This window comes from Anaerocolumna sp. MB42-C2 (genome assembly GCF_030913705.1).
Lineage (GTDB): Bacteria > Bacillota > Clostridia > Lachnospirales > Lachnospiraceae > Anaerocolumna.
In genome coordinates, this window is the sequence record NZ_CP133190.1 from 4,621,869 (window position 1) to 4,641,396 (window position 19,528).

17 protein-coding genes and 2 pseudogenes are annotated in these 19,528 nt (G+C 32.9%); 12 read left to right on the forward strand and 7 right to left on the reverse strand.

Annotation, left to right across the window (positions count from 1 at the left end; all coding sequences use genetic code 11):
* The first annotated feature begins 60 nt into the window (after positions 1-60).
* Genes RBU59_RS20615 through RBU59_RS20625 form a run of 3 tightly spaced genes read left to right on the forward strand, consistent with a single transcriptional unit; the run spans position 61 to position 1,117 of the window.
* Positions 61-405: a GIY-YIG nuclease family protein gene (locus RBU59_RS20615; RefSeq protein ID WP_308144358.1), complete on the forward strand. Its 345-nt coding sequence runs from the start codon at positions 61-63 to the stop codon at positions 403-405.
* The gene (locus RBU59_RS20620) at positions 402-548 is read left to right on the forward strand and encodes a hypothetical protein (RefSeq protein ID WP_308148668.1); all 147 of its coding nucleotides are present in this window, start codon (positions 402-404) and stop codon (positions 546-548) included. The genes RBU59_RS20615 and RBU59_RS20620 overlap by 4 nt, the downstream gene beginning before the upstream one ends.
* Positions 521-1,117 carry a helix-turn-helix domain-containing protein gene (locus RBU59_RS20625; RefSeq protein ID WP_308144359.1) on the forward strand — a complete coding sequence of 199 codons (597 nt, stop codon included), beginning with the start codon at positions 521-523 and terminating at the stop codon, positions 1,115-1,117. Before RBU59_RS20620 ends, RBU59_RS20625 begins: the two co-directional genes overlap by 28 nt.
* Before the next feature lie 246 nt (positions 1,118-1,363).
* On the opposite strand, the gene RBU59_RS20630 is transcribed toward RBU59_RS20625, so the two are convergent.
* Positions 1,364-3,169 (reverse strand): BlaR1 family beta-lactam sensor/signal transducer, encoded by a 1,806-nt coding sequence (locus RBU59_RS20630; RefSeq protein ID WP_308144360.1) that lies wholly within the window; start codon positions 3,167-3,169, stop codon positions 1,364-1,366.
* The gene (locus RBU59_RS20635) at positions 3,170-3,556 is read right to left on the reverse strand and encodes a BlaI/MecI/CopY family transcriptional regulator (protein ID WP_308144361.1); all 387 of its coding nucleotides are present in this window, start codon (positions 3,554-3,556) and stop codon (positions 3,170-3,172) included.
* A 270-nt stretch (positions 3,557-3,826) separates the two neighbouring features.
* Here RBU59_RS20635 and RBU59_RS20640 point away from each other — a divergent pair, with 270 nt between their 5' ends.
* Genes RBU59_RS20640 through RBU59_RS20650 form a run of 3 tightly spaced genes read left to right on the forward strand, consistent with a single transcriptional unit; the run spans position 3,827 to position 7,651 of the window.
* Positions 3,827-3,976, forward strand: a complete 150-nt coding sequence (locus RBU59_RS20640) for a hypothetical protein (RefSeq protein ID WP_308144362.1) — start codon at positions 3,827-3,829, stop codon at positions 3,974-3,976.
* Positions 3,966-5,798 carry an ABC transporter ATP-binding protein gene (locus RBU59_RS20645; RefSeq protein WP_308144363.1) on the forward strand — a complete coding sequence of 611 codons (1,833 nt, stop codon included), beginning with the start codon at positions 3,966-3,968 and terminating at the stop codon, positions 5,796-5,798. The genes RBU59_RS20640 and RBU59_RS20645 overlap by 11 nt, the downstream gene beginning before the upstream one ends.
* Positions 5,795-7,651: an ABC transporter ATP-binding protein gene (locus RBU59_RS20650; RefSeq protein WP_308144364.1), complete on the forward strand. Its 1,857-nt coding sequence runs from the start codon at positions 5,795-5,797 to the stop codon at positions 7,649-7,651. The genes RBU59_RS20645 and RBU59_RS20650 overlap by 4 nt, the downstream gene beginning before the upstream one ends.
* Positions 7,652-7,930: 279 nt before the next feature.
* Here the strand turns inward: RBU59_RS20650 and RBU59_RS20655 are convergent, their stop codons facing one another.
* On the reverse strand, positions 7,931-9,850 hold the full coding sequence (locus tag RBU59_RS20655) for a carbohydrate-binding protein (protein ID WP_308144365.1): 1,920 nt from the start codon (positions 9,848-9,850) through the stop codon (positions 7,931-7,933).
* Positions 9,851-10,998: 1,148 nt separating this feature from the next.
* On the opposite strand from RBU59_RS20655, the gene RBU59_RS20660 reads away from it, so the two are divergent.
* Both RBU59_RS20660 and RBU59_RS20665 read left to right on the forward strand, forming a co-directional pair.
* Positions 10,999-11,355, forward strand: a complete 357-nt coding sequence (locus RBU59_RS20660; RefSeq protein WP_308144366.1) for a hypothetical protein — start codon at positions 10,999-11,001, stop codon at positions 11,353-11,355.
* Between the two features lie 6 nt (positions 11,356-11,361).
* Complete coding sequence (locus RBU59_RS20665) at positions 11,362-11,988, forward strand: hypothetical protein (RefSeq protein WP_308144367.1); 627 nt, start codon at positions 11,362-11,364, stop codon at positions 11,986-11,988.
* 206 nt (positions 11,989-12,194) lie between these two features.
* On the opposite strand, the pseudogene RBU59_RS28845 reads toward RBU59_RS20665, so the two are convergent.
* The 4 genes and pseudogenes from RBU59_RS28845 to RBU59_RS20690 all read right to left on the reverse strand — a co-directional run.
* Positions 12,195-12,329: pseudogene (locus tag RBU59_RS28845) on the reverse strand (hypothetical protein); the annotation flags it as partial.
* A 326-nt stretch (positions 12,330-12,655) separates the two neighbouring features.
* On the reverse strand, positions 12,656-13,678 hold the full coding sequence (locus RBU59_RS20680) for a transposase (protein WP_308148617.1): 1,023 nt from the start codon (positions 13,676-13,678) through the stop codon (positions 12,656-12,658).
* A gap of 12 nt (positions 13,679-13,690) precedes the next feature.
* Positions 13,691-13,909, reverse strand: a pseudogene (locus tag RBU59_RS20685) (transposase); the annotation flags it as partial.
* Positions 13,910-13,963: 54 nt separating this feature from the next.
* The gene (locus tag RBU59_RS20690; protein WP_308144368.1) at positions 13,964-14,410 is read right to left on the reverse strand and encodes a transposase family protein; all 447 of its coding nucleotides are present in this window, start codon (positions 14,408-14,410) and stop codon (positions 13,964-13,966) included.
* Between the two features lie 268 nt (positions 14,411-14,678).
* Between RBU59_RS20690 and RBU59_RS20695 the strand changes: the two genes are divergently transcribed.
* Genes RBU59_RS20695 through RBU59_RS20710 form a run of 4 tightly spaced genes read left to right on the forward strand, consistent with a single transcriptional unit; the run spans position 14,679 to position 19,521 of the window.
* Positions 14,679-15,743: a radical SAM protein gene (locus tag RBU59_RS20695; protein WP_308144369.1), complete on the forward strand. Its 1,065-nt coding sequence runs from the start codon at positions 14,679-14,681 to the stop codon at positions 15,741-15,743.
* Positions 15,744-15,773: 30 nt separating this feature from the next.
* The gene (locus RBU59_RS20700; RefSeq protein ID WP_308144370.1) at positions 15,774-16,865 is read left to right on the forward strand and encodes a DUF1611 domain-containing protein; all 1,092 of its coding nucleotides are present in this window, start codon (positions 15,774-15,776) and stop codon (positions 16,863-16,865) included.
* Positions 16,862-17,830 (forward strand): hypothetical protein, encoded by a 969-nt coding sequence (locus RBU59_RS20705; RefSeq protein WP_308144371.1) that lies wholly within the window; start codon positions 16,862-16,864, stop codon positions 17,828-17,830. Before RBU59_RS20700 ends, RBU59_RS20705 begins: the two co-directional genes overlap by 4 nt.
* The gene (locus RBU59_RS20710) at positions 17,824-19,521 is read left to right on the forward strand and encodes a S8 family serine peptidase (RefSeq protein WP_308144372.1); all 1,698 of its coding nucleotides are present in this window, start codon (positions 17,824-17,826) and stop codon (positions 19,519-19,521) included. Before RBU59_RS20705 ends, RBU59_RS20710 begins: the two co-directional genes overlap by 7 nt.
* Positions 19,522-19,528 lie beyond the last annotated feature (7 nt).

Genomic DNA, 19,528 nt, shown 5'->3' on the forward strand with positions numbered 1-19,528 from the left:
TACGGAACATGGATTGTTTCCGTAGACTTTTTAGGATACACTAAGACCGAGGTGAAAACAATGGATATAAAAAAGAAAAAAGAACTTATAGAGGAGTGGAAAAACCGCCGTCCTGAGATGGGAGTGATTTCATTTCGCTGTAAGTCAACCGGTGAATCCTTTTTGGGGATTTCCAAAGATACAAAAGCGGATTATAACAGCAACCGCTTTAAGCTATTTACCGGAACCCATCCGAACAAAAGAATGCAGGAACTTTGGCAGCAGTACGGCGAGGAAGGGTTTGTATTTGTTGTATTGAAAGTCTTAAAATATGAGGACCCGCAGGAAGATCATACGGATGAACTGGAGGTTCTGCGGGAATTATGTTTTGCAGAGGACTCGCAGGCAAGGAGGATTTGGAAATGAATGAAAAAATAGTAATTACAGCGGATGGATATGATCGTATTGATGGCCGTAACGCTTATTATTCTGATATTAAGAGGTTGATAGTAAAGAAATTAATTGGAAAGGAGGAAATCAGATGGATTGTGCAAAAGTTGGTAAGCTAATATTACAATTGCGCAAAGAAAAAGGACTGACCCAAAAGCAAATTGCGGACCAATTGAATATCAGCAATAAGACTGTTTCAAAGTGGGAGTGTGGATTGGGGTGCCCGGATGTTACGCTTTGGGAGGAGCTTTCTGCTGTACTGGGGGCGGATATTCTCAAATTATTGCAGGGAGAATTAGATCCTAACCGGCCAGATGTTGGGAAAATTGATAAAATACAATTTTATGTATGTCCTACCTGCGGAAATATACTAACGAGTACCGGAAAAACAACGATCTCCTGTTGTGGACGCCGATTGCATCCGTCGACACCGATTACACCAATTGAAGGGCATGAAATACATGTAGAAGAAATTGAAACCGATTATTATATCACACTGAACCATGAAATGAGGAAAGACCATTATATTTTATTTGCGGCATGTGTGTATGACGATCTTATGCTGTTTAACAGATTATATCCGGAGCAGAGCCCTGCTTTTCGATTACCTATTATGAGAGGCGGCGGAATTCTGTATCTATATTGCACAAAACATGGGTTGCAAAAATATCCATTTCCTAAGAAATAAGAGTGTGCTCATATACATTAACAATTATTTTACGAATCGTTTTAATATCCGTAAGATAATTATAAAATAAAAAGCCCTACAGGCAGGAAGTGTATGACGGACTTAAGGAAGATTATCACTGTCGTGACAGTGCATCAGCACTAGAGTCAAGAAAACTCCCTTATAGGCAATCTTATATTATTCCAACTGTCTACCTAAGGGAGCATATCACAAAGTCAGACTCCTTCTTGTGTTCCGTAAAATATTCTATTCTGTCATATAAAGCTGTTTCGCTTTAAGAATCTCCAGGGTTATGTTACGGGCATTGGCTCCGTCTGTTTTATCTTTTCCTTGTATATTCGTTGCAAAGAAATAAGTATTACCACTCTTTTCAACAAAACCGATAAACCAACCGTTAATATTTTTATTCTCAACATTTCCGGTACCTGTTTTGCCATAGAGGGCATTATCCATCTTTTTTGTAATCAGTAAAGTATTTTTTACCGCTTGTACATTACTGTCTTTAAACTTAAACTCATTTGTATAGAAATTTTTCAGTATTTCCACTTGTTCCACCGGTGAGATTTTTAATGAGGATTCCAACCAGAAGCGGGAGATACCTCCTGAGAGATCTTCATTTCCATAATTAATTTGTTTTATATACTTTTGCAGAGTTTTTTTCCCTGCTTTCTGGTCTAAAGTCTGAAAGTACCAGTTAACTGAGTTTTTGATGGCTGAATCCAGATTCTGATCCTTATTCCAGGATTCAATTGGATAATTAACTTTATTCCAGGACAATAAAGATGTTTCCGGTGTTATGCTGCCGCTCTCCAGACCGAATAAGCCGCTGTATATTTTATAGGTGGAATCCGGTGATCTTCGTTTTAAACTACCGGATTCATTATAGATGGTCCAATGATCCGAATTCAGGTTATACAGGACAAAACTGCCGTCATAGTTCTTAAAATAAGAACTCAGGTCTTCATGATCTATATGGGAGGGGGAACAGGAGAAATCATATGTGGCATCAGACCCGGCATAAATTGAAAGTATTGGAGTAAAAGTTAAAACGAAAGCGGTTGTCATACCAAATATTATTTTGCTTTTCATTTTAATTAAATTAGTTTCCGGTCTAAAAGAAGCAATACTTATGATTCTCTTTTTAATCTGTTTCTTTGTCCCGCCAAGGCCTGTAGCAAACGGGAAAGAAAACCTTGATATTTTACCGGCAAAATGAATCAGGGTATTTCCATAGTCAGCATAACTGTCTTCATCCAGTAAATACAGGACAGAGGCATCACAGGCTAATTCACGGTCATTCCGCATTTGTCTTAATGCATACCATACAAATGGATGAAACCAGTAAATTATCCTGGCAAAACACATAAAATAATTAATCGGAATATCTTTAAACCTGTAGTGCTGCAGTTCATGTAAGAGAATATATCGAATCTCTTTTTCATTATAATCTGATATCAAATGAATGGGAAGAATAATCCGCGGATGTAATAATCCTACGGAAATAGGTGATTTCAGGTATGCACTGCTTAAAACAGGTATCTCTTTTTTTATTTTCGATTTTTCCCTGCACTCCTTGTATAAGGTTTTCACATATGGATTCTGTACCGGAAGAGAGGAACAAATCAGCTGTCTGATTTTTAAACTGGAGCGGACGGTTAGAAAAAGTAAAACTAAGATACCGCAGAGCCATATAATCAGCAGAACCGTACTAAAATAAGACGGAGATGTCCGGTTAACGGAAACCGTTAAATCCGAAAACCAGTTTATGGTTGGTGCGGGATCTGTCAGAGCACCGGCGGGAACTGCCTTCTCTATATTTTGCCTGTGAATTGAATCCAGAAAGGTGAGCAGAGAAGGAAACTGCCCAAAAGCTGGTAATTTCATAGGTATAAAAGGAATGACCAGTATAACCAGGAAAAGAAGCCACATATTATACTGAATTCGAATAGAAAGATGTTTTCTAAAAGCTCTTTTCATTATCATTATGAAAACTACCAGTAAAGAAATTGTGATATTAGCCAGAATAAAACGCATCCCAAAGTCATTTAACATTTAAATAGCTCCTTTCCCTTTACGGGCAGAAAGTATATTCTGTAAATCACTGATTTCCTCGTCGGATAAAGTATCCTTATCCAGGTAATTAGTAAGCATAGAAGCAATATTTCCGTCATAAAACCGCTTTAAAAACGAATTATTTTCCTGGTCAAGGTATTCATCCTGTTTTACCAGGGGAGTGTAGACAAAAACCCGGCTGTTTTTCTCAAAGGTAAGAGCCCCTTTTTGTACCAGCCGTTTTAATAAGGTCTGAATGGTCTTGGGACTCCAGTCGGTTGTTCTCACAAGTCTATCTGTAACTTCATTTGTGCTGATCGGTGCATTTTTCCATACAATTTTCATAACTTCATATTCCGCTTCGGATATTTGAGGTAATTTCTTCATCAGGGGCCCTCCATAAATCTTACATTTGTAATAGATTTATTATAATAGTACGAAATTAGATTGTCAATATGAGAGTATTGTTTCATTTGTAGATACAATGATCCGCATACATAAGGGTGGTTTTTACATATTCTGGTTTATAGAAAATATAAATTCGATTGACATTAAAAAAAATAAGGTCATAATTATAAAAAAGGATAATAATGTAATAAAATTGAAAATACTCTTGTAATTCAATAACGATTCCAATGAACTAAGCGGAGATCTACTATGAAAAATAACTTGAGTATAGTATATGAAAAGATAAAAACGAATGGATGGGCATTCGATTTAGCCTGGAAGATCGAAAAAAAATTCTTACACACTAATAGATTGAATACTAAAAATAGAAGAAGAGGTGGTTTAAAGAGTGGATACTAAAAATAAAGAAATAACTCATGGCTTTTTAAATAACTTAAAATTTATGTTAAGAGAACAATGGGGGTTTAAGAAGAAGGCATTTATTGTCCCTGTTATCCATATTTTTTCAGCTATAGCAGTATCTTTATTGGGAATATGGTTACCAAAGGTTGTATTGGATTCAATTGCTGATTCAATACAGCCAAGTGAATTTGTATTAATAATAAGTCTTTTAACAATCGCATTAATGCTTTTAAGATATATTAGTTATTCCACAAATCAAATACTGTTTATAGATTTAGCTGAAATATGGAACAAGCATTTTTATCTTAACAAAGAGCGAAAAATATTGGATATGGATTATTCTAATTATATTTCTCCGGAAGGTAAAATTAAAATTGAAAAAGCACATTCTGCCTTAGCCAAAAATACTAGCTCGAATATGGTCTCGTTTTATCCAAACCTAGTAGAACTATTAAAAAGTATTCTTGGGTTATTTTCTTTTTGTTCGGTTCTCTTACTACTAAATCCATATGTTGTAATTCTATTGTTTATAAGTTATGGAATAGATGGAATAATAGCATTAAAAGTACAAAAATATGAACATGCGCAAAAAGATAACCGTGCAAGAATAGACCGTGAACTCGATTATATTATAGAATGTTCGGATGACAATAATATTGCAAAAGATATACGGATTTTTGGTATGTTCCAATGGATAAATATCGTAAAAAATAAATTTATGAATGAAAAACTCAATCTTGAAAAAAATATTGAGTTAAAACATTTAATGCAGCGTTTATTGAGTGTCTTTTTAATTTTCCTAAGAAACGGAGGAAGTTATATTTATCTCATATGGAAAATGTTTAATTCAGATATGACGATTGGAGAGTTTACTCTATTCTTCGGAGCTATTACAGGATTCGGACAATGGCTTGAGCAAATTGTTGATAGAATAAATCGGTTATCAAATGCGAATTATCAGGTAGACGATTATCGGTACCTTATTGATACAAAAGATAAAATGAATAGTAATGCGGGTGTGAAACTTCCATCGAAACTAGAGCCGCTAGAAATTAAACTAGAAAATGTAAGTTATTCTTATGAAGGAAGCAACAAATTAATTCTTGATAATATATGCCTTAACATCCATAAAGGAGAGAAGCTTGCAATTGTCGGAGCGAATGGAGCCGGAAAGACAACACTTGTAAAGGCGATCTGCGGATTGATTAAGCCAATTTCAGGACATGTTTTAATTAACGGAATAGATATATCAACATTTAACAGGGATGAATATTACACTCTTGTAACGGCTGTATTTCAAAATGTATGTTTGCTGCCAATTAGTATTTCGCAAAATATTACGTATGAATCAGATAATGAAATTGATATGAAAAGACTTGAAAAATGTATTAAGCTTGCAGATTTGAAAGATAAAATAGAAACGCTTCCAAGTGGCATAGAAACAAATCTAGTTGCCTCTGTGGCGGATAACGGTGTTAATCTTTCCGGAGGGGAGATACAAAAATTAGCATTGGCACGTGCGTTATATAAAGATGCACCATTAATCGTCCTTGATGAGCCAACAGCTGCATTAGATCCAATCGCTGAAAATAAAATGTATCTTAAATATAATGAACTAACGCAAAACAAGACCTCGATTTACATATCTCATAGGCTTTCTTCAACACGTTTTTGTGATAAAATAATTTTCATTGATAACGGTAGAATCATAGAAGAAGGAACACATGATGAGCTATTGGCACATGGAGGGAAATATTTTGAGATGTTTCATGTACAAAGTGAATACTATAAGAGCAATAAGGAGGCCGAAGATTTATGAATAGCGAAAAACGGAATATTTCAGAGGATTTACGAATGATTAAACGCGGTTCTGGAATTATCAAAGAACTGTCTCCCAGGTTGCTATGCTTAAGTCTTTTAAATTCGCTTTTATCTGCAATCATACCTTATATTTCTATCTATATATCTGCTATTATTATTGATGAATTGGTTGGGAAACGTAATCTTCATTTGATACTAATATATGTAGCAATAGCTGTAGGTGGATCATTAGTTTTGTCTGTAATATCCAATTTAATGATGAATAAAATCAACGTAATGAAGGTCATGTTATTTCCAAAAGTCAGATATTATCTTAACGCTAAAAAGCTGTCAATGGATTTTATTAAACTGGAGGATCCAAAGTATACAGAATTACGTGCTAAAATAACAGGAAATATGTTAGCAATGGGCGGAGGAATAACGGCCTTAGTTGATCTTATGACTTCAATTGCTAGCAATATTGTTTCAATATTATTTGCAATTATAATCCTAGTTGGAACGTTTTTAAAGTCTGGAGCATTAAAATTTACTACAGTCGGAGTAGTAAATTCGGTTTGGTTTCTATGTTTGCTATTCTTGATAATAGCAGTATGTGTTGTATTAACAATTAGAAATGCAAGAACTGAAAACAAAAAAGATTTTAATCTATTTCGGACTAATTCAACGAATCGATATCTCAATTATTATCACTTTCGTTATATGGAGGATGATCAAGCAGCTAAAGACATTCGTATATTTGACCAGCGAAATCTAATAATTCACGAAATCTTTTCAAAAGGCAGATTGCCATGGTTAAATATAATTACAAGTAGATATAGTCTACAACAAAAGTATTTTGGCGCAAACGCAGCAATTTCGGCTTTTATTGGCGGAATTGCATATATCTTTATCGGTCTTAAAGCTCTCTCAAAGTCAATTAGCTTAGGCGATGTCACAAAAAGTTACGCCTCAATCATCAAGATGGTATCTGCTGTTTCTGACTTGTCTTTCTCTTTCTCACAAATAAGGAATAATAACAATTATCTCGAACTATTTTTCGAGTTTATTGACACACCATCAGAATCACATAATGGAACAGAAATTCCAGCACGGAATAACAATGATTGGGAAATAGAGTTTCACAATGTTTGTTTTCGCTATCCCTTTTGTGAAGAGTATGCTTTAAAGAATGTATCTTTTAAAATCTCAACAAAAAGTCGCGTGTCAATCGTCGGCATGAATGGCTCAGGAAAAACAACTATGATTAAGCTGCTTTGTGGTTTATATGTTCCAGAAACTGGGCACATTACACTAAACGGGAAAGATATAAGTAAATATGATTATGATGCTTATCTAAACTTATTCGCAGTTCTTTTTCAGGATTTTAAGCTGCTCGCTTTCCCTATAGGACAGAATGTGGCAACATCAATCGATTATGATGATGCTAAAGTATGGAATTCCCTTGAGTTAGCAGGAATTTCGGATAGAGTTAATAGTTTACCTCTAAAACTAAATCAAACAATTTATAGAAATGTAAAAGAAGATGGAATAGAAATTTCTGGAGGAGAAGAGCAAAAAATAGCAATTGCACGTGCGCTATATAAAAATGCACCGATTTACATATTTGATGAACCAACAGCAGCACTCGATCCTATTTCTGAATACGAAATATACTCAAAATTCAACGAAATAATCGGAGATAAAACAGCTTTGTTCGTTTCGCATAGACTTTCATCTTGCCGGTTTTGCAATACAATTATTGTATTTGATAATGGTCAGATTGTTCAGATGGGTTATCATGATGAATTACTTAAAGACATAGGTGGTAAATATTACGAGCTTTGGAGTGCACAGGCACAGTATTATCAGTAAATTGTAACTAAGAGCAACTTACCTCCTTTCCCGCTGTTCTTTTAAAACCTTTCTGACCGTTTTCTGTTAATACCCAGTGTTTAAGATATCTGGGTTTTGTTATATCCTTTTTGTTATAACGTCCTGATTATTGTTTTCATTGCTACCTCCAGTATAATAATTATCCCATACTTTGGGAAGTATTTTGTTACGCTTTCAATATAATTTATTTTTTAATTCAGGCATAACAAAGTGGGGAATTTTATTATGCCATTAACAGTACTTGGAGTCCGAAAGAAATTAGGGTTTGTTAGCAAGCAAAGAGTTAGTATTACTAAACCTAAACCAGTTTAAGTTAAACACTCCATAGTCGTTCAAATTATTTGCTACCCACTTCAGATATATATCATGAGTTCCCGTTGTTTTGGGCAATTTGCATGAATTGGTTTCCCATTTTTGCCACCCGCCGGTTTTAGAAACAAAAACCGTACCTAATGGTTTTCCTGACAAACTATCAAGATAAACCTCAAGTTTGCCACCATGGCAAGCATTAGCAACGGCAACTCTCGCTTCAAAATTGTCTACCTCAGTATCAAGTTTCATACTGTTAAAAACCATGTAATTACCATCAAAAGAGGAGCATATATTACTACCGCCTTCACTGCATGGCTCAGTAGTAAAACCAGATTTGCGGCTATAACTATCAGCTTTTATTTTTATACCTGCCATATTGATTTCATTACTTCTAAACCATTGTAAATCTGCACACCGATCATGGGATAGATTATAAGTATTCCACATTGCTTCATAATTACATTGTGTTATTAAGTTTTCTAATGTAATTTTTGTTCCACAAGATTCTTCGTCCTTTTTGTGATTACAAACTATTTTTATTTTATGAAAACCTGGCTGTAGGGCATTTATGGTAAATACTGTTTCGTTATTTCTCATTTCAGATGAAAATAGGTTTACAGAATCACAGATATCCCCATCGATAAAAATATCTGCGTATCCGCAATCCTTGTTCTTAGCTGCTATGTAACTTATATAACTTCCATAAAATGCCAGATGTACCCATGAACCTTTTACTTCAGTTGAATATTCCACTCCCTGCGCTGTTGTGTTATTGTGCCAATTTTCGCTATAATCTAAAAATAAGCTTGATCCGTCAATAGTTACATTCGGTGAAGCAGTATTATAACAGAATGTATCACTAATATTCTCAAGCATTTCACGTAAATATTGTTCTTCGTTTTGTGCTAAATTTCTGGTTATATTTATTAATTTATCAATAATCAGGCTATTACCGCTAATTTTGTATTTCAACATAAGATTTCTGAGCATTAAAGCCTTATGTTCAATTAAAGTAAAACATTTATTGAAATAGTCCGCATTTTTGAGCATACCATTTTTAAATAAATATTTTATTAATAGCAAAATATATTTTTTGTGATCCCAAAGGACATGATAGGGTCGAATATCAAATATTCCCTGACTTGTTTTTTTGATGTGTTTTTCTAGAATATCATAAATTGAAAGTCCAAATGCATATTTATCATCTGTTAACGAATTGTTAATAATAACAGTTCTATTGTTAGAATTATAAGAATTTAGATAATCGGTTATATAATTTTTAAGTAGGTCAATGTTAAAAATAAAACCGTTTGAATTCTCTTTTAAAAGAATTACGCCATCTAACCAATCTAAATCATTTCCGGCAAAATAGGCTTCTTCCATTTCCGAAAAGGAACATTCGGTATAATTATATTTTCCGCCTTTAAAAAAATCTGCTATATTAGCAGTTTGTTTCTCTGTATTATATCCATAAACAAGCATATCATGTTGAACATGATAGTTCATACCATATGCAGGAATATAGAATTTATCAACAACAAAATAAACATAATATCCTAAGTTGACACTGTCTATGATAAAGTCAGAGAATGAAAGACATTTTTTATTAATGAATTCCCTGCTTAATCCATGATGTGTTATATAGGGACAATTTTTTATAAATTGGTTTATCGAATAACCTATATTAAAATCAAGCCTGTTATCTCCTTCTTTGTATATAGCTAACTGAAAATAGTAGTTATAAAACCAAGACATCTTATCTTCGTTATAAGATAGGATTGATAATAAGTTAGCGTGGTGTGGATATGAAGTAATCTCCGGGTATTTCATTGGAAGTATTTTTATAGGATTTTCTAGTGTTTTCATATATTTATTCATTCCTTTCAATTCGCATAAGGTATGTAACGTATGAAAAAAGTTGGATTTGAGCGAATATTTAATTATTATAATGTTACTTGGAACTTACCATATAAAAATCACAGTAAGGTAGCGAATTTCTCTGCTTGCCGTATGACCGCATAGAAAGCGCCTTTTTAAGCATAAATAATCATTTTAATTATATTGAACTATAAGCTTGTATCAAAACAAATGCGAAACATTATTGACGGATTTTAAAATAAAATTTGACACCATTATTAATATCAATAATTATTTCTTAATAGATTAGCATAAAATATTTAATAGTACAACAATATTTGGAAGTAATTTCTTTATATGGTAGTTTTAACTTGAATTCATCCGGATTTTTGACATAGATAATAGTGAGTTGGTCAATTAAATTAAAGTAAAGGTATTCCAAGACAATCAGTTTAGCCGAGCTGTGAGAGGTTATTGGTTTTAGAAAGTACGTACTGTTATCTATGTTATATTAGAAAAAATAATAATCCGATGAAAATTTAAAATAAATATTAGAATTATAATTTTAAAAAAACTGATTCTAAATATGGATTAGAAAAAAAATATGCATATCGTGCATTTTCGAACAAGGGATATATATTGACAGTTTAAAGTTATTTTATTATAATTACAAAAAAAGGATGAAAATGTGTATATATGGGAAATATACAATTTGTTTTTAAATTTATTGAATGTTCCGCAAAAGAAAGATGTAGAGGGGACGAACTGAGGGCATATGTACATTTAAGTTACGAAAGACCAGTGATCCACCATATAAATTTCATCTTACAAAAGTAATTAGGAACCTTAAAGACTATATCCGATTTATGGTGATGATTTAGCCTATGTATAGGGTATCATGTGTTATGACGAATTATGTAAATGTTCATAGTAAACCAAATGAATATATTGATATAATACACAAGAAACTACTTCATTCGAAAAAGATTTTATAATTAAACTTATCGATCAATTTTTCCATTAATTAATATTGAATAGATAAATTCGATAGCTAAAGGATTGAATTTGACTAGAATTAATGGACAAATCCGTGAATACAGAGTTTTGAATACGGTTTTAACTAATATGTAATGTTGTAGAAAAAAGGAGTATTTAAAATGGTTATATTACCTGTAAATAAAAAACCTTATGCAAGGGCCTATAATAGTACTGGTTTCCCCCTATCGATTATGTTTGCTAAAGATGATTCTTTATTACCCTTTTTTCTTAATACACATATACAAGTGAATAGGGATTTAAATAAAAGTAAATATTCTATTTATAATTTTCATCATGTTCCCTTGTTTTATTATAATTGGGGGTGTTTTGAAACACAAATTCTTCGAAAATTTAATTTTTCTAATAAGATATTTCCTATTAAAGATTTCTTTGAAAAAAATATAGATGCAGGTTTTTATATTGTTTCATATATTGATGAATATTATATTAATAACCGCCACTGTGCAGGGGTCTAACATTTTATGCATGATTCTCTGTTGTATGGGTATGATGATTACAATTATTATATACTTGGGTATAATATTGAAAGAAATTATGATACGACTGTCGTAGAGAAAGATCAATTTATTTATGCATTTCTTAATGAAATTAATATAAATATTATTAATTACTATGATGTTTCACAGTTTATTTATTTGCTAAAAATTAAACCAAACTTTAATGAAGTTATTTCAATAGATCAAATAAATTCATTAACAGAGGATTATCTATTGAGCGTCAATACTGCAAAAAAGTTAGGTATCGATAGTGGATTTCATAATAATTATATTTTTGGAATTAGTGCATTTGAAAATTTAGCAAATGAAATAATTATAGAAAATTACATTGATTTCCGTTTTATCAGGCTATTTCATGAACATAAATCTATTATGTTACTTAGACTCGATTTTTTAGCAAAACATGATTTTATTGAAAAAGATATATATTTTAGATATTCAGAAATAGAAAAGATTGCGCAACAAATATATAATTTATCATTGAAGTATATAGTTACAAAGGATAAAGATTTACTTAATAAACTTACTAAACAAATATTTAAATGTTTAGTAAATGAAAAAAAGATACTTTCAGATTTTTTAAATAGTTAAAAATAATTTAATAATAAGCTATGATAATTTAATTTTTTAGAAAGAGGTGTTTTAATGGTAAGCGTCAAAACATACGCTCCCAGTAAATTTAAAGCGACGCTTACTTGCGACGCTTGCTGTAACAATCAGTCGGTAGTTTCTCTGACCACGGCATGAGTGGCTCCAACACTGATTATTCTATATTTCCATCTTTATCAATTAGCTTGTGGTAACTTAGTCAGCAGGTACTTGACGTAATAATAAACATTTAGGTTATTCGCTCGAGCGGTTTCTGTGATACTGTATATAATTGCACTTGCCTGGGCTCCACGGACTGTGTTTATCGTTACCCAGTTCTTCCGATTATGTTCTATAGCACATAATCGGAAGAACTGGCTCTTTTCAGACACACCGGAAGGTGCGACAGCTAATTCACTCTATCTTACTATCGTAGAGATGGCAAAGGCATATGGATTAAATCTATATGAATATCTGAAGTTCTTGCTAGAGAACCGCCCTAGCAAGGGCATGTCGGATGATGATTTAGCAAAGCTTGCACCTTGGGATGAAACAATCCAGGATCTTTGCAAGATCAACATGGAGTAAAATGCTCGCATTCCGGAATTCTAGCAATAGGATCCGGAATTTTTCTTAGGCATACCCCGAAATTAGGCGGTTCTTTCCACTGTTAGTTGATTTGGTAAAAATATTCATTGAGGAGCAGCTTAGCTTTTAACAACATAAAGCTATTTCTTCCATACATTATTCGCTTGGTCAACTTGATTTTATTTACACTTCCTTCCGCAAGGCCGTTACTATATTTAAAATCAATTCCATTTTTAACTGCTATTAGATCATTTTTAAGACCGTTAATATATGTATTCAATTCATCAATCTGTAATTGTTCTGCCTCCATAATCCATGAATCTAGTTTGGCACTTTGCTTGGAAAATACAATGCGGTGAAATTCTCTGAGTTTTGAATAAATTTCACCTAGGTTTGGATATTTTTTTATGGTTGCTTCATACTGTTTTTGCGTTAAGCCATGAACATTTTCTAACTCTCGGTAAATAAGCTGACATAGACATTTCCTTGGAATGTATTCAACAGGTCCTCTTTCATTTTTAGATATACTTTTTTGGTGAGTTCTTTCTTTTTGCATGAAAACTCTTAGTGAAGCAACTGTTCCAGAATATCCTTTGTTACAAATGTTTTCATGAATCTTTTTATAGGTTATCCCCTGAGCGCGCATCTCAATAACATCCTGTTCATAAGCGGCTAATTTACCTGGCATTCTATGATCATAGCGTCCATTATTCGCAGAACAATTATCTTTTAAATAATTTTTTATCGTTAAAGTTGCGTGTCCTGTTAAGCGGGATATTTCATCAATTGCATGCCCATGTGAGTATAAAGTTCTGACTTCATCAATCGCAGCTTGCTTGTTCATCATTTGCTGAATATGCTGACGTTCTCTTACATTTTCTTTTCCTTCTGGAATTTCATCATCTGGAATTGCAAGATATCTTTGTATTGTAGTTGTTGCTGCATGCAATAGTAAAGCAATATCATTTATAGAGTATCCTTCCTGACGTTTTTTATGTGCAAAACAGATCCTTTCTACGCGATTTCTTGTATCGTAAAGTGCCTGCATATGGGGATTTTGAGAGGTAACTGGTATTACTAATCTGGATGGAAACAGTCGATACATATACTTCTCTACTGCATCGGATAGATTTTTTAGCAAATGAAATCGGTCGCTTATTTGTACTGCATTTGGATGTGCTTTAAAAGATGCTGACGAATAGGTTTGTGCTCCATCTCTGGAGATTATTTGTAAATTAGGATAAGATTTTAACCATTCCTCTACCTGTTTTGTTTCTCTGGAATTGATAATATCAATAATCCTGTGAGTTTCTAAATCAACCATAACGGTTCCATACGTATATTTTTCCGAAACGCAAAATCATCCACACAAACTTTGGTAACAGATGATTTATCCACAATTGTTGGCATTTTTTTTAAGCAGATCACAGATGCTGCTTTTACCTGCTTTAATGGAACTAGCTCTTAATAAAGAAGATGCACTTACAGAACTTAACTTTGTAGATGTCATTAATATTTTATCTACCAATCTGTTTGTTTTCTTCCCTTTCGAAGCTACAAAATCAAATCTTTCAGGAAATGTCTTATGCCCACAATCCGGATTATCACAATATATCTTTCTTGTATTTAGAAGCAGTATGGTCTGTCTATCCTGCATGGGAATATCCTGAATTTCACGCTGATAAACAGAATGAACTCGAAAAGATGGAGTTCCACAATAAGGACATAATACCTGTTGCTTTGTTGATTCAATTTTTAATATTATTTGATTATTTTTTAAACGACAATCAATACACACAAGGTCATCACTTAATGATTTTATAAGTTCTTTTTCCATAACATAATCACCATCCTAATATCATAATTATATTACTTCTTCACATTTATTGCAACCAACTCCGGAAAGAACCAATTAGGCGCTTACGATTTATATATCTACTAAAATATGTAAAATTCTTCAAAAAAATGTATACAAAGGAAAATTAATGTAGTATAATTTTATTTATGCGGAACTATGATCGGCTTTTATTTCATCTTGTAAGCAACAGAAAAGTAAATGTTTTGATATATTGTATTGGAAAAACATATATGTTTGGAGAGTGCGAATGATGCGTTTAAAATTGTTTATGACGTCAGATTGTAATCTGAGATGTTTGTATTGTTATGAGAAATATTACAGGGAAAGTAAAAAAAGAGAAGGATATGCATTGCTTGATTTTAGTAATGAAGATACGATCGTTTTACTATCGGAAATTGTGAATCGGCGTATGGTGGCTTTAAACGATAATAAATTGCAGGTGGATTTTTACGGAGGAGAGCCACTGATTGAGATTAAAAAAATTATGAAAGTAAGAGAAAAAATGATTGAAAGATCTGATTCATTTGAAAAGTCTTTCAGTGTCACTACAAATGGGACTTTGATAGAGGAAGATAATGTTGAAATGTTCCGAGATTTTACAGTTAGCATTAGCTGCGATGGAGATGAAAAACAAAATGCGTATCGTGTAGATCGAGCAGGTAATCCTGCCTTTGATAAAATCATGAGCGGAATTACTTTGTTATACAAAAAGCAAATCGACTTTAAGATGAATATGGTTGTTAGTTCATCAAATTATCTTCGTGTCATCGAATCTATTAAATATTTGTTTTCTATGAATTGCAAGTATTTTTCACTTGAAATTGATTATAGTGATACTGGTTGGGAGTATGTTTCTGATGAGGAACTTGAAAGGTTTTATGATGGCATGAAATCGTTTGCACTCGAAAACTATCATAATTTCAAAATAAACCTTTTTGAAGACTCGGTTATACCGCTAAATCAATGTTATCTTACGGAGACACTTGCCATAGATGTGAACGGAGACATTTATCCCTGTATTTACTTTGTAACATCAAATCATAGTAGTGATTATTGTATAGGTAATATTTTGGATGAATATGATGGGTTACATTGGGATAAGATAGATGAACTGTCAAAATATCTTGTCTGTGACTCAGATGTTTGCTGTTCTAAAGAAGGAAATTGTAAAATCGGTTGCTATGGAATGAACTTGAAACTAACTGGAAAAGCAGATATGATTTCCCCAATATATTGTCGACATCTTAGAACTTCGTATAATGCCATATTTAAATATAAAATGAGGGTGTTCAGGAAGTTTAGAACGAAATAATACTATAGATCAGAAAGGCATGGGTTTGATATGCTTAAGCAAGGAGTTATTGTCGCATTTTTTAGTAAAGAAATGACATCGCTTGTTCAGTTTTCTAGTCTTACTTCCATACATATTAATGCAGTTGTTCAGCCATTCATTATGGCTGGAGAGATTTCTGATTATTTACATAACTTGAAAGAAATACCTGTGTATGAATCTTTTGAAACAGCACAAAGTGAGGGAGCGACTTTATTACTGATAGGTTTTACAAAACAACTTTCGAAAATGAGAGGTACGGATTACCTACAGTTGGCCTTGAATTTTGCAATATCTCACGGATTAGATGTTTTCTCTTTTGAAAACATAAACGAAGAAAAATATAGTTGCTTATTATTACAAATGAATGAAAAAGGTTTAAAACATTATTGCCCGTTAATAAAAAAGAAACTAAGTGACAATCATAATTATTTACAAGATATGGTTGTAAATAAAGATCCAAACGGAATAATGATAGTAGGGACAAGTTCGAATCAGGGTAAATTTACTCTTATGCTTCGAATTATGATAGAACTAAAGAATAGAGGAATTAATTTTAGAACCATTGGGTCTGAACATCAATCCGCTCTTTTTGGCATAGATTCTGTATTCCCTTATGGGGTTGCAGCAAACGTTATGATACCAATGGCGGAATATCCTGATTATCTACAGAAAGAATTAGGGAAATTATACAAAAGTGGAGCAAAGTATGTTTTATCTTGTTCTCAATCCGGCCTTTTACCATATTCGCTCCAAGATATATATAATAGAAGTTTTACATTATCGACAATTTCTTTTTTCTTTTCACTTATGCCTGGAAAGGTGATAATTGTTGTAAATTCTGGGATAGATTCGGATTCTTTTATTAAAGATACGATTACATTTATTGAAAATGTTGGCCAGGTTAAGGTAGTTGCATTGGCGTTCAGCAACATGGAACGAGTTTTAACAGATGACATTATAAATATTAATTCTTTGAAGAAAGAGAGAATTTCCATGATAAAACAAAAGTATTTCGATGAATTTGATTTGGCTTCATTTAATATTATGGACGATGGGGATATTAAATCGTTAGTAAATCTGTTGGTTGGTGATGACATATGATTTCTCCTTTTATTATTTCATTAAAAAACGATATGTTTCTTGATTTAAGGTCAGATAAGGAGGTTCAGGTTTTTAAAGGGCTTCCTTTTGATGAAAGGTATTGTAATGATGCTGATTTACGAGCATCCGAATGTGATAGGAATAAAGTTGTTGAGTTGAAAAGCAAGTTAGTTTCAAAATTACTGGTAAGGGACGGGGAACTGGCTAGTATGACAGAAAACATCCAGACTATTATTAATAATGGAACGGACTGTGTGTTACGTTGTCTGGTTTTCTGTGGACAGATACCATATGAGGAGACAATAGATCATATACAACATATTACATATAAGATTAATGACATCCGTGGTAGGAATTACGGTGGCTTGATTTTTTTTATAATTTCAAACGATATTTTGAAGCATCTTAACACTGTTATTAGTGTAAATAAAGAATTAGCAAAGGATTGGGAGTATAACCACATTACACCTGCATTACTTATAACCTCAGAGAATGTACAAAGATCACCAGAGGTGCTTCATTGGCTTCGGTTTCAATCATGTGATGTTTTGAATAAAGTTATTTCTTCCTATAGCAATATGGACACAGTAATAGATTTAACTGAAATTTTGAAAACATGCTCTATAACCGAGATTTCCGAGACGTTGTATAAAATTAGGATGAGCGATGGTTACAATCGGACAAGGTTATTTCCTTTCTCTCTGCATAGGTTATTGTTCGAACCAAATTCTATACAGAACTGTTCCTGTTCGGGAAGGAACTTTTCAAGCTACTTCGATGGTGATTTACATAATGGTTGCTTTGCTTTCAATGAGCTAAAAGATAATTCAATGTGTAACAGATGTGGATTATCTCATTTATGTGGTGTATGTAGTCATGCATTTCAAGATGGTAAATGCATTTATCGGGAAATATTCGAAAAATACTATTCTTTGATAATAGGACAGGGTATAAGAATATGTTGAATGATAACAAATTAATGATGGGATTAGAAGAACGAACAGGTCAGGGTGTTTTGGTCGGTATTATTGATTCGGGAATCGATATAAATAATGCTAATTTAATGGAACATTGTAAATCTGGAGGTACAGTAATAGAACATGATAATAGACAGCAGTATATATCTGGTGAATATGCTGATATTATGGGTCATGGGACGGCGGTCGCAAGTATTATTGTAAAGAAAGCAAGTAGAGTTGAGCTGTTCATTGTTAAAATATTTCACGATTCGATGATATGTAGTTGTGAGCAGTTAATACTTGCAATCCAGAAGTGCGTCGAAGCTGGGTGCCATGTTATCAATATCAGTGCTGGATTGATTAATTCAGAACCAGAATTAATCAAAGTAACAAAAGCTGCAGCACTGAAATGCTATTTGGTATGTGCTTGCTCCAACCAGAAAGGAATCAGCTTTTATCCAGCAGCATATCCATGGTGTTTTGGTGTTGCATCTGGAAACTGCAGAAAGAAGTTTGACTATTATTACGATGAAGATAATGAAATTCAATTTATTGCTCGTGGTGATCAGCAACGATTGATTTGGCTTTCTGGGACTCAGGTTTTTATGGGTGGTGCTAGTTTTGCAGTTGCGCATGTTTCGGCAATTATCGTGTTGTTGTTAGAGGAAGATTTAAACATGAGCAGAGATATACTTAGTGCGAGACTTCGTACTTTTAGTATGCAGGAACCGCCTAAGATTGTTCATGTAATAAATGATAGCTATAGTTCACCGTATATCCTCTCTGAACGCGATAAAAATAACCTAAGGGAAGAATTTTTCTTCCGGTCCGTATATAAATTCAATAGGGTGGCGATAAAAGGGAAACAAGCTCGTTTTTTTGAAAGTATAAAGGAAAATTTGAATTATGAAATAGTTGATATTTCAGAAGAATTTATTCTAAAGAATGAAAAAGAATTTGATGCAGTAATTTTAGCGTGCGAAGATGAAGACATAAAGGAGCAGTTGTCTTTTGAAGACCAGTTAATTAATCTAGGTAAACGTGTCTATTATTTTACACCCGATTATGTAAGAAAAGATATACGTTCAAAAAAAATATCTATTTATCCTAATTTAGTACGTGAACCAGCCATTGAGTATGATTCTATATATAAGTTGATAGAAAAATATCCTTATGTAGCTAAACATGGGGTCCGATGTCCGATTGCCGGTTTCATAGCTGCTGATGATTCACCTGAGGTACATGCTTGTTTTGTAAAGCTTTGTTTTGCATTACGTCGTAGAGGATATAAGATAGGGATTTTTGATGGAACGGCAGATAGTCTCTTATATGGTGGAGACATTTCGTTTCCATGTAATGCTCAATCTAAAATACAAACAGATTTTTCGCACTATGTACCGTTAATTCGTTCACTTATGCAAATCGCTGATATATCCGGGGATTATGATTTGATTATGGTCTATAACACGAGCAGATTAAAACAAAATGGAGATGTAAATGCTACGATGCGTTTTATTGCATTTTTAATCGGTGCACTACTTGAAGGGTACTTTTTCTTAGGAAAACCTGGCGAAAAAGAGATTGAATTAATTAACAGTATAACGAGGGCTACTTTAATACAACTGATTGAAGAACCATACCAATCTGAACGTGAAGTATCTAAATCAATAGATTTTCTTATCAATTATTTTAAGTAGGTGGTGT

What these genes read in the sequence shown, in the direction of transcription:
- RBU59_RS20695 (WP_308144369.1), top strand. Translation starts at nt 14,679, where the DNA reads ATGATGCGTTTAAAATTGTTTATGACGTCAGATTGTAATCTGAGATGT.
- RBU59_RS20615 (WP_308144358.1), top strand. Translation starts at nt 61, where the DNA reads ATGGATATAAAAAAGAAAAAAGAACTTATAGAGGAGTGGAAAAACCGC.
- RBU59_RS20625 (WP_308144359.1), top strand. Translation starts at nt 521, where the DNA reads ATGGATTGTGCAAAAGTTGGTAAGCTAATATTACAATTGCGCAAAGAA.
- RBU59_RS20680 (WP_308148617.1), bottom strand. Translation starts at nt 13,678, where the DNA reads ATGTATCGACTGTTTCCATCCAGATTAGTAATACCAGTTACCTCTCAA.
- RBU59_RS20660 (WP_308144366.1), top strand. Translation starts at nt 10,999, where the DNA reads ATGGTTATATTACCTGTAAATAAAAAACCTTATGCAAGGGCCTATAAT.
- RBU59_RS20620 (WP_308148668.1), top strand. Translation starts at nt 402, where the DNA reads ATGAATGAAAAAATAGTAATTACAGCGGATGGATATGATCGTATTGAT.
- RBU59_RS20635 (WP_308144361.1), bottom strand. Translation starts at nt 3,556, where the DNA reads ATGAAGAAATTACCTCAAATATCCGAAGCGGAATATGAAGTTATGAAA.
- RBU59_RS20655 (WP_308144365.1), bottom strand. Translation starts at nt 9,850, where the DNA reads ATGAAAACACTAGAAAATCCTATAAAAATACTTCCAATGAAATACCCG.
- RBU59_RS20630 (WP_308144360.1), bottom strand. Translation starts at nt 3,169, where the DNA reads ATGTTAAATGACTTTGGGATGCGTTTTATTCTGGCTAATATCACAATT.
- RBU59_RS20665 (WP_308144367.1), top strand. Translation starts at nt 11,362, where the DNA reads ATGCATGATTCTCTGTTGTATGGGTATGATGATTACAATTATTATATA.
- RBU59_RS20690 (WP_308144368.1), bottom strand. Translation starts at nt 14,410, where the DNA reads ATGGAAAAAGAACTTATAAAATCATTAAGTGATGACCTTGTGTGTATT.
- RBU59_RS20710 (WP_308144372.1), top strand. Translation starts at nt 17,824, where the DNA reads ATGTTGAATGATAACAAATTAATGATGGGATTAGAAGAACGAACAGGT.
- RBU59_RS20650 (WP_308144364.1), top strand. Translation starts at nt 5,795, where the DNA reads ATGAATAGCGAAAAACGGAATATTTCAGAGGATTTACGAATGATTAAA.
- RBU59_RS20640 (WP_308144362.1), top strand. Translation starts at nt 3,827, where the DNA reads ATGAAAAATAACTTGAGTATAGTATATGAAAAGATAAAAACGAATGGA.
- RBU59_RS20705 (WP_308144371.1), top strand. Translation starts at nt 16,862, where the DNA reads ATGATTTCTCCTTTTATTATTTCATTAAAAAACGATATGTTTCTTGAT.
- RBU59_RS20700 (WP_308144370.1), top strand. Translation starts at nt 15,774, where the DNA reads ATGCTTAAGCAAGGAGTTATTGTCGCATTTTTTAGTAAAGAAATGACA.